Annotated in this window: 2 protein-coding genes; both read right to left on the bottom strand. The window is 61.7% G+C overall.

Features of this window, described 5'->3' with window-relative positions; genetic code table 11:
- Positions 1-30: 30 nt before the first annotated feature.
- Positions 31-6,090, bottom strand: coding sequence for a DUF5801 repeats-in-toxin domain-containing protein (locus tag PGR6_RS12725; RefSeq protein ID WP_064617462.1), 6,060 nt, complete (start codon positions 6,088-6,090; stop codon positions 31-33).
- Between the two features lie 288 nt (positions 6,091-6,378).
- Entirely contained in the window at positions 6,379-13,794 is a 7,416-nt protein-coding gene (locus PGR6_RS29335) for a DUF5801 repeats-in-toxin domain-containing protein (protein ID WP_082920848.1), read from the bottom strand.
- Between the last annotated feature and the right edge of the window lie 170 nt (positions 13,795-13,964).

Below are 13,964 nucleotides of genomic sequence, written 5' to 3' on the forward strand. Positions count from 1 at the left end.
ACCCTCGCATTCTTTTACGCGTGCGCTTCCTCAGGCGCTGCCATGGACAATGTCGGTATTCAGAACATCAACCCCGACCAAGGTGATGGTCGTGATTTGTCCGCCCGTTTCGGCAATCGTCACGATGCTGTTGGCGCCGCTGTTGTCGATCGACTGGACAACGGCGCCCTGGTCGCCGTTGAGCACCAGCGTGTCGCGCAGCCCTGCGCTCGCATCGAAGCCGGTGACTTGGTACTTGTTTTGGGTGAATGACAAATCGACGTTGAAGGCATCCCGCACACCGGCCGTGCCAGCCAGCGTGAAGTCGAAGGTGGTGCCCAAGTCGTTGGCGAACAGGTTGGCGTTGAAACCACTCGTCGCCGAGTCCCCATCCTTGTCCGTCAGCGTCGCGTTGAACGCCAGCTTGATATCACTGGCCATGTTCTCGGTCTGCTGAATGAACTGGATCACCGGGATCTTGACATCGCCTCGGCCCATCGTGAGCTGAACCGCGTCAATCAGCAGCGAGCCTTCCTTTTGAACGAGGAAGGACACTTGTCCGCCGGCTTCTGGCGTCAGAGTGTTCACCTCGGTGAGGTTCGAGAAGGTGCCATCCTCGTAGTAGATCCGGTAGTACAGGTCCTCGGTCGCCGTGTTGTACCCCCCCACGGAGTTGTCGATGAAGACTTTCATGCCCGTCAGCAGGCTCTCCGGATTGATCACGAAACTTTCATCGGCGTTGCTGATGGCCGCCAGGCTGTCTCCCTGGAGAATGTTATTGCCGACGCCGATGCCGGACGTGCTGACGTTCATGGCTGCTGGGTCGATGTACGACGGCAGCGGGGTGGTCTGTAGCTGGGCTTCGGTGGGGTCGGGTTTACCGAGCCCGATACCGCTCAGGATGTCCGAAGGCAACGCCGTTGCCTTGGCGGAAAAGAACACAATCTCCTCGGATGGCGAAGGAATCGTCGGCGGATTCTGCGCCGGGATCAGCAAGGTGCGCACCGGATCCGGGCCGCCGGCACTGAGCGAGCCATCGGCACTGCTGAGCACGATCGTCGAACTGAAACCTTGCACCAGGTCCAGTGTGTAGCTGCCATTGGTATAGGCGGTCAGCGTGTAGTCGACGCTGGTATTTGCCGTGGAGGCGTTGTTGTCGAAATCGCCGGTCAACGTGCCTGCGAAGTGGTAGGCGCCATTGGCATCCGGTGAGGGTGACTGCTCGGTGAGCGTGCCGGTGCCGGTGGTGGTCGTGTTGTCTGGCCGGACGAGGGTGAACTGGTTGTTCACCAACGAAATATCCAGCCCGGTTGCACCCAGTCCGTCGGCTCCGTTCGAGTGATCCCAGTACCCTGTTTGTGGAAGGACACTACCGGTCCCGATCAGGTTGCCGAAGGCAAGTGTAGGGCCGTCGTCCTTGAACACCAGGTTCTGGCCGATGTTGAGGGTGGCCTGGGCGCTGTCGCCGTCCCCATCGGTCTTGGTCGCTATCAGCGTCACCAGGTTGTCCGCCGACAGCGTCGTCGAATCATCGGGATTGCTGGCGTTGGGATGCACCACTGCACGGAGCTGGTCGAGGGTGACGTCGCCATTGGCGGCGACGCTGGCCGTGAACACCAGCAAGTTGCTGGTGGCCGTGCGGCCTTCCACCACGCCGCCGTTGAGCGACAGGTTCACCGCCTGGCCGCTGGCCGTGTCGGTCAGCCCGGAGGCCCCCACCACCACGCCCAGTGCATAGGTCAACGTGCCCGCACCGTCGGCGCCAAACGCCGAACTGAAGTTAGACGCAAAACTCTTGGTATCGTTGGTCGCCAGCACCGTCTCGTCGACCGTCAGTGTCGGCTCCGTGCCGGTGGTGCTGATGCTCGGTCCGTCGTCCTTGAACACCAGGTTTTGTCCGATGTTCAGGCTCGCCTGGGCGCTGTCGCCGTCCTTATCGGTCTTGGTCGCCGTCAGGGTTACCAGGTTGTCCGCGGTCAGGGTCTTCGAATCATCGGGATTGGTCGTGACGGGATGCACCACGGCCCGGAGTTGGTCGAGGGTGACGTCGCCGTTGGCGGCCACGCTGACCGTGAATACCAGATCGTTGCTAATCGCCGTGTGGCCTTCGACCACGCCACCGTTGAGCGACAGGTTGACCGCCTGGCCCGTGGCCGTGTCCACCAGCCCGGAGCCGCCCGCGACCACGCCCAGTGCGTAGGTCAGGGTGCCGGCCCCGTCAGCGCCGTACGCCGAACTGAAGTTAGCCGCGAAGCTCTTGGTATCGTTGGTCGCCAGTACCGTTTCGTCGACCGTCAGGATTGGCTCGGTGCCGGTGGTGCTGATGCTGGGGGCGTCATCCTTGAACACCAGGTTCTGGCCGATGTTGAGGGTGGCCTGGGCGCTGTCGCCGTCCCCATCGGTTTTGGTCGCCGTCAGCGTCACCAAGGTGTCTGAGGTCAGGGTCTTCGAATCATCCGGATTGGTCGCGTCGGGATGCACCACGGCGCGGATCTGGTCGAGGGTGACGTCGCCATTGGCGGCGACGCTGACCGTGAACACCAGCAGGTTGCTGGTGGCCGTGCGACCTTCGACCACTGCGCCGTTGAGCGACAGGTTCACCGCTTCACCGGTGGCCGTATCGGTCAGCCCTGAGCCTCCCGCGACCACGCCCAGGGCATAGGTCAGCGTGCCGGCGCCATCAGCGCCAAACGATGAGGTGAAGTTGGCGGCAAAGCTCTTGGTATCGTTGGTCGCCAGCACCGTTTCGTCGACCGTCAGCGTTGGCTCGGTGCCGGTGGTGCTGATGCTTGGCCCGTCATCCTTGAACACCAGGTTCTGCCCGATGTTGAGGGTGGCCTGGGCGCTGTCGCCGTCCTTGTCGGTCTTGGTCGCCGTCAGGGTCACCAGATCGTCCGAGGTCAGGCTCGTCGAGTCATCGGGATTGGTCGTGACGGAATGCACCACAGCGCGGATCTGGTCGAGGGTGACGTCGCCATTAGCGGCGACACTGACCGTGAACACCAGGTCGTTGCTAATCGCCGTGTGGCCTTCCACCACGCCGCCGTTGAGCGACAGGTTGACCGCCTGGCCCGTGGCCGTATCCGTCAGCCCGGAGCCTCCCGCGACCACGCCCAGCGCATAGGTCAGCGTGCCGGCGCCATCAGCGCCAAACGCCGAGGTGAAGTTGGCGGCAAAGCTCTTGGTATCGTTGGTCGCCAACACCGTTTCGTCCACCGTCAGCGTCGGTTCTGTACCGGTGGTGCTGATACTTGGCCCGTCGTCCTTGAACACCAGGTTCTGGCCGATGTTGAGGGTGGCCTGGGCGCTGTCGCCGTCCTTGTCGGTCTTGGTCGCTGTCAGCGTCACCAGGCTGTCCGAAGTCAGCGTCTTCGAATCATCCGGATTGCTTGCGTCGGAATGCACCACGGCCCGGAGTTGGTCGAGGGTGACGTCACCGTTGGCGGCGACGCTGACCGTGAATACCAGATCGTTGCTCGTCGCCGTGCGGCCTTCGACCACGCCGCCGTTAACCGACAAATTCACCACTTGGCCGGTGGCCGTGTCGGTCAGCCCGGAGGCACCCGCCACCACGCCCAGTGCATAGGTCAGGGTGCCGGCGCCATCGGCGCCATACGCCGAGGTGAAGTTGGCCGCAAAGCTCTGGGTGTCGTTGGTGGCCAGTGCCGTTTCGTCGACTGTTAGCGTCGGTTCCGTGCCAGTGGTGCTGATGCTCGGCCCGTCGTCCTTGAACACCAGGTTCTGGCCGATGTTGAGGGTGGCGTGGGCACTGTCGCCGTCCTTGTCAGTGATGGTTGCCGTCAGCGTCACCAGATTGTCCGCGGTCAGGGTCTTCGAATCATCGGGATTGGTGGTATTGGGATGCACCACGGCGCGGAGCTGGTCGAGGGTGACGTCACCGTTGGCGGCGACGCTGACCGTGAATACCAGCAGGTTGGTGGTGGCCGTGTGACCTTCGACCACGCCGCCATTGAGCGACAGGTTCACCGCCTCGCCCGTGGCTGTGTCCACCAGCCCTGAGGCGCCCGCGACCACGCCCAGCGCATAGGTCAGGGTGCCGGCCCCGTCAGCGCCATACGCCGAGCTGAAGTTGGCGGCGAAGCTCTTGGTATCGTTGGTCGCCAGTACCGTTTCGTCGACTGTCAGCGTTGGCTCGGTGCCGGTGGTGCTGATGCTGGGGGCGTCATCCTTGAACACCAGGTTCTGCCCGATATTGAGGGTGGCATGGACGCTGTCGCCGTCCCCATCGGTCTTGGTCGCCGTCAGCGTCACCAGGCTGTCCGAGGTCAGCGTCTTCGAATCATCGGGATTGGTCGCGTCGGGATGCACCACGGCGCGGATCTGGTCGAGGGTGACGTCGCCATTAGCAGCCACGCTGACCGTGAACACCAGCAGGTTGCTGGTGGCCGTGCGACCTTCGACCACTGCGCCGTTGAGCGACAGGTTCACCGCTTCACCGGTGGCCGTGTCGGTCAGCCCTGAGCCACCGGCGACCACGCCCAGCGCATAGGTCAGCGTACCGGCACCATCAGCGCCAAACGCCGAGGTGAAGTTGGCGGCAAAGCTCTTGGTATCGTTGGTCGCCAGTACCGTTTCATCGACTGTCAGCGTCGGTTCGGTGCCGGTGGTGCTGATGCTCGGCCCGTCGTCCTCGAAGATCATCTTGGAGCCGATTTCGGCGGTTGAGGTGCTGGACTGCAGCACCTTGAAGCCGCCAATGTCGAAGTCAGCGTGCGTCTTGTCGCCGCTCTTGTCGGTCAGCAACCCGGCGTTCTCGATCATCACGCGGTTGTGGTCGGTCGCCGTGCTGTAGGTGATCTGCGAATCGGTCGGAACGCCGGTGATCAGCACCGTGCCGTCGGCGTTGTAGGTGATGACGGCGGTGCTGACGGTGGCGCCCGCGAACGTCTTGACGGTGACACTGCCGTTAATGATCGCGACCTTTTCGGTGCTGTCGTTGGCGTAGCTGTTGATGAAGTTGACGCCGCTCTGCGACCCGCTGATGTTGTCGGCGTTCTTGACGGCGGTGAGCAAGAGCTTCGCGGTGGTGCCGCCCGTCTCCTGCACGACCTTGAAGGTCGCGGAGCGGGCGCCGAAGTACTGGGTGAAGTCGATGTTCGCTTCGACGCCCGCTTCGCCCGGGCTCAGGTTGGGGATCGTGAAGTCCGCCTTGGCACCGCTGACGAAGCTGAAGCGCAGGCCTTCCTGTTCGGTGATCGCCTGGTTGTTGGTGCCCAGGGTTGTGCTGCCGCCGCCCTGGCTGCTGTTAACCGTGTCGGCACTGGTGATGGCAGCACTGCTTGCCGACTGATCCAGCGGATCCCTGCCGGTGACGACGATCGAGACGCCGGGAATCCGGCCGTTCGCATCGGCCGTCGCGCCCGCGGTCGTGAACATCAGGAACAACTGCTGGCCCGACGGCGCATTGGCCAGACTGAATTCCGCGTCCTGACCGGCTCCGATGAACACCTTATTCAGCAGATTGACCGCATCGTCGGGGTTCGTCGCATCTGGATGCTTGAGCGGTTGGTACTCTACGGTCCAGATTTTGCCGCCCGACAGCGGCGACCCGGTTTCTTCGATATAGGCCGCGAACACGATTGCGCCGGTTGGACCTCCGGCTCGGCCCAGAAGGATGTTGTCGTTCGTATCGGTATAGAGAAGGATGCTGGTGCCATTGAGGGTATCCAGTCCGCTGTCCACACCATTGAGCAGTGCGCCAGTGCTGTCGACGAAGCTGATATTGGTAATGGTTGCTCCGGGGTCAGCGCTGACGCTGAACGCATTGCTGCCGGTGTTGCCCACGGCGCCGGTATAGCCACTCAAGGCCGCACCCGTGGCGGTACCTGCCCCCAGTGCGGTCAAACGGGTAGAGAAAGTCGAGGGCAGGGAGGCCAGCAGAATGTCGTTGTCGTCAGCGTCTCCCGCGGGGCTTGGCGTGGCGGTGAGGTTCTGTAGCCCGGCCGTTTCGTCCAGCGTAACACTCGCGCCGGAGGCCACGACGCTCAGCGCGTTGGTCGTAATCGACGTTGTCAGCGATGGGTCGAGGGTCGAAGTGTAGAGGGAAGTCGGATCGCCCGGCAGCGATGAATTTTGCTCGACAATAGTCATAACTTGTTCCTGGGGTAGTTGCGGTCATCGAGGCCTGACCGTTGACCATTGGTCGCAACTATGAAGAAGCACCGGGGATTGCACATCAGCCGAAACTCCCACGCGGGGTGGGAGTTTCAGACTAGTCTTCCTCGTCGCAGGCCCGTTGCAGGGAGGGCCTGGGTTCAAGCCTTGCGGTGCTCGAGTGCTTACAACGAATGCGATCCGTGCGGATTTGGTATTGGAACTGCATAAAAAAAAGCGAGGGTGGTTTTGCACCACCCTCGCATCCTTCATGCATGCGCCGCCTCAGGCGCTGCCATGGACTATGTCGGTATTCAGCAGATCGACCCCGACCAAGGTGATGGTCGTGATTTGTCCGCCCGTTTCGGCAACTGTCACGACGCTGTTGGCGCCGCTGTTGTCGATCGACTGCACCACGGCGTTCTGGTCGCCGTTGAGTACCAGCGTGTCTCTCAGCCCTGCGTTCGCATCGAAGCCGGTGATCTGGTACTTGTTTTGAGGAAGTGACAAGTCGATGTTGAAGGCATCCCGCGCACCGCTTGTGCCCACCAGCGTGAAGTCGAAGGTGGTGCCCAGGTCGTTGGCGAACAGGTTGGCGTCGAACGTGCTCGTCGCCGAGTCTCCATCCTTGTCCGTCAGCGTCGCGTTGAACGCCAGCTTGACATCGCTGGCCAGGCTCTCGGTCTCATGAGTGAACTCGATCGTCGGGATCTTGATCTCGCCTCGGCCCATCGTGAGCTGAACAGCGTCGATCAACTTCGTGCCCTGCTGCTGAATGAGGAAGGACACCTGTCCACCGGCCTCCGGTGTCACGGTGTTCACCTCGATCAGGTTCGAGAACGTGCCATCCTCGTAGAAGGCCCTGTAGTACAGGTCCTCGGTCGCCGTGTCGTAACCCCCCACGGAGTTGTCGATGAAGACCTTCATGCTCGTCAGTAGGCTTTCCGGGTTGATCACGAAGCTTTCATCGGCATTGCTGATGGCCGCCAGGTTGTCTCCCTGGAACAGGTTATTGGCGATGCCGATGCCGGACGTGCTGACGTTCATGGCCCTCGGGTCGATGTACGACGGCAGGGGGTTGGTCTGTAGCTGGGCTTCGGTGGGGTCGGGGGCTCCAAGCCCGATACCGGTCAGGATGTCCGCAGTCGACGCCGTTGCTTTCGCGGAAAAGAACACAATCTCCTCAGATGGCGAAGGAATCGTCGGCGGATTCTGCGGTGGGATCAGCAAGGTGCGCACCGGATCCGGGCCGCCGGCAGTGAGCGAGCCGTCGGCACTGCTGAGCACGATCTCGGAACTGAAGCCTTGCACCAGGTCCAGGGCATAAGTGCCATTGGCAAAGGCGGTCAGCGTGTAGTCAACGCTGGTATTCGCGGTGGCGGCGTTGTTGTCGAAATCACCGGTCAGAGTCCCTGCGAAGTGGAACGCGCCATTGACATCCGGCGAGGGCGATTGCTCGGTGAGCGTGCCGGTCCCGGTGGTGGTCGTGTTGTCTGGCCTGACGAGAGTGAATTGGTTATTCACCAACGAAATATCCAGACCGGTTGCACCCAGTCCGTCGGCTCCGGTTGAATGATCCCAGTATCCCTGTTGTGGAAGGATGCTACCGGTGCCGATCAGGTTGCCAAAGGCAAGTGAAGGGCCGTCGTCCTGGAACACCAGGTTCTGGCCGATGTTGAGCGTGGCATGGGCGCTGTCGCCGTCTCCATCGGTTTTGGTCGCCGTCAGGGTTACCAGATTGTCCGAGGACAGACTCGTCGAATCATTCGGATTGGTTGGATCGGGATGCACCACGGCCCGTTGCTGGTCGAGGGTAACGTCACCGTTGGCGGCCACGCTGACGGTGAACACCAGCAGGTGGGTAGTGGCTGTGCGGCCTTCCACCACGCTGCCGTTGAGCGACAGGTTGACCGCCTCACCGGTGGCCGTGTCGGTCAGCCCGGAGGCACCCGCCACCACGCCCAGCGCATAGGTCAGCGTGCCGGCGCCATCGGCGCCATACGCCGAGGTGAAGTTGGCCGCAAAGCTCTGGGTGGCGTCGGTGGTCAGTACCGTTTCGTCAACCGTCAGGGTTGGCTCCGTGCCGGTGGTGCTGATGCTTGGCCCGTCGTCCTTGAACACCAGGTTCTGGCCGATGTTCAGTGTTGCATGGGCACTGTCGCCATCTTTGTCGGTGATGGTGGCGGTCAGGGTCACCAGATTGTCCGCGGTCAGCGTCTTCGAATCATCCGGATTGGTTGGGTCTGGATGCACTATGGCCCGTTGCTGGTCGAGAGTGACGTCACCGTTGGCGGCCACACTGACGGTGAACACCAGCAGGTTGGTGATGGCCGTGCGGCCTTCGACCACGCTGCCGTTGAGCGACAGGTTGACCGCTTCACCGGTGGCCGTATCGGTCAGCCCGGAGCCGCCCGCTACCACACCCAGTGCATAGGTCAGCGTGCCGGCCCCATCGGCGCCAAATGCCGAACTGAAGTTGGCGGTAAAGCTCTGGGTGTCGTTGGTGGCCAGCACCGTTTCGTCGACCGTCAAGACTGGCTCCGTGCCGGTGGTGCTGATGCTCGGTCCGTCATCCTTGAACACCAGGTTCTGCCCGATGTTGAGGGTGGCATGGGCACTGTCGCCGTCCTTGTCGGTGATGGTGGCGGTCAGGGTCACCAGATTATCCGAGGTCAGCGTCTTCGAATCATCCGGATTGGTTGGGTCGGGATGTACCACGGCGCGGATCTGGTCGAGGGTGACGTCACCATTGGCGGCGACGCTGACGGTGAATACCAGATCGTTGCTAATCGCCGTGCGGCCTTCCACGACTGTACCGTTAAGCGACAAATTCACCGCTTGGCCGGTAGCGGTATCGGTCAGCCCGGAGCCGCCCGCTACCACACCCAGTGCATAGGTCAGCGTGCCGGCCCCATCGGCGCCAAATGCCGAACTGAAGTTGGCGGTAAAGCTCTGGGTGTCGTTGGTGGCCAGCACCGTTTCATCGACCGTCAGGACTGGCTCCGTGCCGGTGGTGCTGATGCTCGGTCCGTCATCCTTGAACACCAGGTTCTGCCCGATGTTGAGGGTGGCATGGGCACTGTCGCCGTCCTTGTCGGTGATGGTGGCGGTCAGGGTTACCAGATTGTCCGAGATCAGCGTCTTCGAATCATCCGGATTGGTTGGGTCGGGATGTACCACGGCGCGGATCTGATCGAGGGTAACGTCACCATTGGCGGCGACGCTGACGGTGAATACCAGATCGTTGCTAATCGCCGTGCGGCCTTCCACGACTGTACCGTTAAGCGACAAATTCACCGCTTGGCCGGTAGCGGTATCGGTCAGTCCGGAACCGCCCGCGACCACGCCCAACGCATAGGTCAACGTACCCGCACCGTCAGCGCCAAACGCCGAACTGAAGTTGGCGGTAAAGCTCTGGGTGTCGTTGGTGGCCAGCACCGTTTCATCGACCGTCAGGACTGGCTCCGTGCCGGTGGTGCTGATGCTCGGTCCGTCGTCCTTGAACACCAGGTTCTGCCCGATGTTCAGCGTGGCATGAGCGCTGTCGCCGTCCTTGTCGGTGATGGTGGCCGTCAGGGTCACCAGGTTGTCCGAGGTCAGACTCGTCGAATCATCCGGATTGGTTGGATCGGGATGCACCACCGCCCGTTGCTGGTCGAGGGTGACGTCGCCATTAGCCGCCACGCTGACGGTGAACACCAGCAGGTTAGTGGTGGCCGTGCGGCCTTCGACTACGGTGCCGTTGAGTGACAGGTTCACCGCTTCACCGGTGGCTGTATCCGTCAGTCCCGACGGGCCGGCAGTTACGCCCAACGCATAGGTCAGCGTACCCGCACCGTCGGCGCCAAACGCCGAGCTGAAGTTCGCTGCAAAGCTCTGGGTGGCGTCGGTGGTCAGTACCGTTTCGTCAACCGTCAGGGTTGGCTCCGTGCCGGTGGTGCTGATGCTCGGTCCGTCATCCTTGAACACCAGGTTCTGGCCGATGTTCAGGGTCGCATGAGCGCTGTCGCCATCCTTGTCGGTGATGGTGGCGGTCAGCGTCACCAGATTGTCCGAGGTCAGACTCGTCGAATCATCCGGATTGGTTGGATCGGGATGCACCACCGCCCGTTGCTGGTCGAGGGTGACGTCACCGTTGGCCGCCACGCTGACGGTGAACACCAGCAGGTTGGTGGTGGCCGTGCGGCCTTCGACCACGGTGCCGTTGAGTGACAGGTTGACCGCCTCACCGGTGGCTGTATCCGTCAGTCCCGACGGGCCGGCAGTTACGCCCAACGCATAGGTCAGCGTACCCGCACCATCAGCGCCAAACGCCGAGCTGAAGTTAGCCGCGAAGCTCTGGGTGGCGTCGGTGGTCAGTACCGTTTCATCGACCGTCAGCGTCGGCTCCGTGCCAGTGGTGCTGATGCTCGGTCCGTCGTCCTTGAACACCAGGTTCTGCCCGATGTTCAGCGTGGCATGGGCACTGTCGCCGTCCTTGTCGGTGATGGTGGCCGTCAGCGTCACCAGGTTGTCCGAGGTCAGACTCGTCGAATCATCCGGATTGGTTGGATCGGGATGCACCACCGCCCGTTGCTGGTCGAGAGTGACGTCGCCATTAGCCGCCACGCTGACGGTGAACACCAGCAGGTTGGTGGTGGCGGTGCGGCCTTCGACTACGGTGCCGTTGAGTGACAGGTTCACCGCTTCACCGGTGGCTGTATCCGTCAGTCCCGACGGGCCGGCAGTTACGCCCAACGCATAGGTCAGCGTACCCGCACCGTCGGCGCCAAACGCCGAGCTGAAGTTCGCTGCAAAGCTCTGGGTGGCGTCGGTGGTCAGTACCGTTTCGTCGACCGTCAGCGTTGGCTCCGTGCCAGTGGTGCTGATGCTTGGCCCGTCGTCCTTGAACACCAGGTTCTGGCCGATGTTCAGTGTTGCATGGGCACTGTCGCCATCTTTGTCGGTGATGGTGGCGGTCAGGGTCACCAGGTTGTCCGAGGTCAGACTGGTCGAATCGTCCGGATTGGTTGGGTCTGGATGCACTATGGCCCGTTGCTGGTCGAGAGTGACGTCACCGTTGGCGGCCACACTGACGGTGAACACCAGCAGGTTGGTGATGGCCGTGCGTCCTTCGACCACGGTGCCGTTGAGTGACAGGTTGACTGCCTCACCGGTGGCCGTATCGGTCAGCCCGGAGGCACCGGCTACCACACCCAGTGCATAGGTCAGGGTGCCCGCACCGTCAGCGCCAAATGCCGAGCTGAAGTTAGCGGCGAAGCTCTGGGTGGCGTCGGTGGTCAGTACCGTTTCGTCGACTGTCAGGGTTGGCTCCGTGCCGGTGGTGCTGATGCTTGGCCCGTCGTCCTTGAACACCAGGTTCTGGCCGATGTTCAGTGTTGCATGGGCACTGTCGCCATCTTTGTCGGTGATGGTGGCGGTCAGGGTCACCAGATTGTCCGAGGTCAGCGTCTTCGAGTCATCCGGATTGGTTGGGTCTGGATGCACTATGGCCCGTTGCTGGTCGAGAGTGACGTCACCGTTGGCGGCCACACTGACGGTGAACACCAGCAGGTTGGTGATGGCCGTGCGTCCTTCGACCACGGTGCCGTTGAGTGACAGGTTGACTGCCTCACCGGTGGCCGTATCGGTCAGCCCGGAGGCACCGGCTACCACACCCAACGCATAGGTCAGCGTGCCCGCACCGTCGGCGCCAAACGCCGAGCTGAAGTTAGCCGCGAAGCTCTGGGTGGCGTCGGTGGTCAGTACCGTTTCGTCCACCGTCAGTGTTGGCTCGGTGCCGGTGGTGCTGATGCTTGGTCCGTCATCCTTGAATACCAGGTTCTGCCCGATGTTCAGGGTCGTATGAGCGCTGTCGCCATCCTTGTCGGTGATGGTGGCCGTCAGGGTTACCAGGTTGTCCGAGGTCAGGCTTGTCGAGTCATCGGGGTTGGTGGCATCGGGATGCACCACCGCCCGTTGCTGGTCGAGGGTGACGTCGCCATTAGCAGCGACGCTGACCGTGAACACCAGCAGGTTGGTGGTGGCCGTTCGACCTTCCACTACGCTGCCGTTGAGCGACAGGTTGACGGCCTCACCGGTCGCCGTGTCGGTCAGCCCGGAGCCGCCCGCCACCACACCCAGTGCGTAGGTCAATGTGCCCGCGCCATCAGCGCCAAACGCCGAGCTGAAGTTGGCGGCGAAGTTCTGGGTGGCGTCGGTGGTCAGTACCGTTTCGTCCACCGTCAGTGTTGGCTCCGTGCCAGTGGCGCTGATACTTGGCCCGTCGTCTTCGAAGATCATCTTGGAGCCGATTTCGGCGGTCGAAGTAGAGGCTTGGCGCAGATGGAAGCCATCGATATCAAAATCGGCGTGGTTATCGCCCTTGGCGTCGAGGGCCGCGCCGTTCTCGATGAGTACGCGGTTGTGATCCGAGGTTGTGGTGTATTCAATCTGGTAACCGGCTTTAACACCGGTGACGGTCGCAACCCCACCCGTAAAGCTGATGGTAATGGCCGGGTCATTCACCGAACCGTCTGAATTCTCGATCACCTGGCCGGTGCTGATGTTGATGACGCGAACGCTGTTGATGGCCACCGACGTATCATTTGTATATCCATTGATGAAGTTCACGCCAGGTTCGGCAGCAGTGTTGAATGCGCTGATTTGTACGACCGCACTCTTGCCGCTTTGTAACTGCACGACGTCGAAACTGGCCGACTTCGTATTGAAAACGCCGGTAAAGTCGATGTTGGACTCAACATCGGCTTCTGTCTGACTAAGGTTGGGAACGGTCACATCCTGCCGGGCGCCGGTGACGAACGATAAGCGGATGCCTTCCTGTTCCGTAATCATCTGGTTGTTGGTGCCGATGGTGGCTGGGCCGCCCCCCTGGCTGGTATTGATCGTGTCACCAGTGTTTATATTGGCGCCACTTGACTGGTCTGCGGGGTCCTTGCCGGTGGCAATGATGGAGGGATCGGTGATCCGCATAACACCACCATCATCGACAACGGTCGGATTCGCTTTCGTGAACATCAGGAAGAGGTTCTGACCGGATGGCGCACCGGTCAAACTGAATCCCAGGTCCTGAGTGACTCCGATGAACACCTTATTCAGCAAATTGACCGAATCATCGGGGTTCGTCATATCTGGATGCTTGAGCGGTTGGTACTCCACTGTCCAGATCTTGCCACCCGAGACCGGCGATCCGGTTTCATCGATATAGCCAGCGAACACGATCGCGCCAGCTGGGCCCCCGGCGCGGCCCACCACGATGTTATTGTTGCTCGTATCCGTATAGAGAAGGATGCTGGTGCCATCGAGGGTATCCAGTCCGCTATCCAGGCCATTGAGCGGTGCGCCAGCACTGTCGACGAAGCGGATATCGGTAACGCCGGACGGGTCGGTGAGGGTGAATGCATTGCTGCCGGTGTCGCCCACGGCACCGGTATAGCCACTCAAGGCCGCACCCGTTGCGGTACCTGCACCCAGTGCGGTCAAACGGGTAGAGAAGGCCGAGGGCAGGGAGGCCACCAGAATGTCGTTGTCGTCAGCGTCTCCCGCGGGGCTTGGCGTGGCGGTGAGGTTCTGTAGCCCGGCCGTTTCGTCCAGCGTAACGTTTGCGCCGGGCGTCACGCTCAGGGCGTTGGCTGTAATCGACATTAAGTTGAGGGAGGTCGGATCGCTCGTTAGCGATGAGTTTTGCTCGCGAATAGTCATGACGTTCTCCTGAGCAATTACGGTCATCGAGGCCTGACCATTGACCTCTACCACTATGACTAAGCGCTGGAGATTGAACATTGGCCGATACTCCCATGCGGGATAGGAGTTTCGGCCTAGCCGTCCTCGCCGGTCGTCTGCCGCAGGGTTTCTGCCGCGTAGGCGCGTAT

It is taken from the genome of Pseudomonas sp. GR 6-02 (assembly GCF_001655615.1).
Classification (GTDB): Bacteria; Pseudomonadota; Gammaproteobacteria; order Pseudomonadales; family Pseudomonadaceae; genus Aquipseudomonas.

Bases quoted from the DNA above. Each gene is read 5' to 3' on its own strand.
- PGR6_RS12725 (WP_064617462.1), bottom strand. From the start codon at position 6,090: ATGACTATTGTCGAGCAAAATTCATCGCTGCCGGGCGATCCGACTTCC.
- PGR6_RS29335 (WP_082920848.1), bottom strand. From the start codon at position 13,794: ATGACTATTCGCGAGCAAAACTCATCGCTAACGAGCGATCCGACCTCC.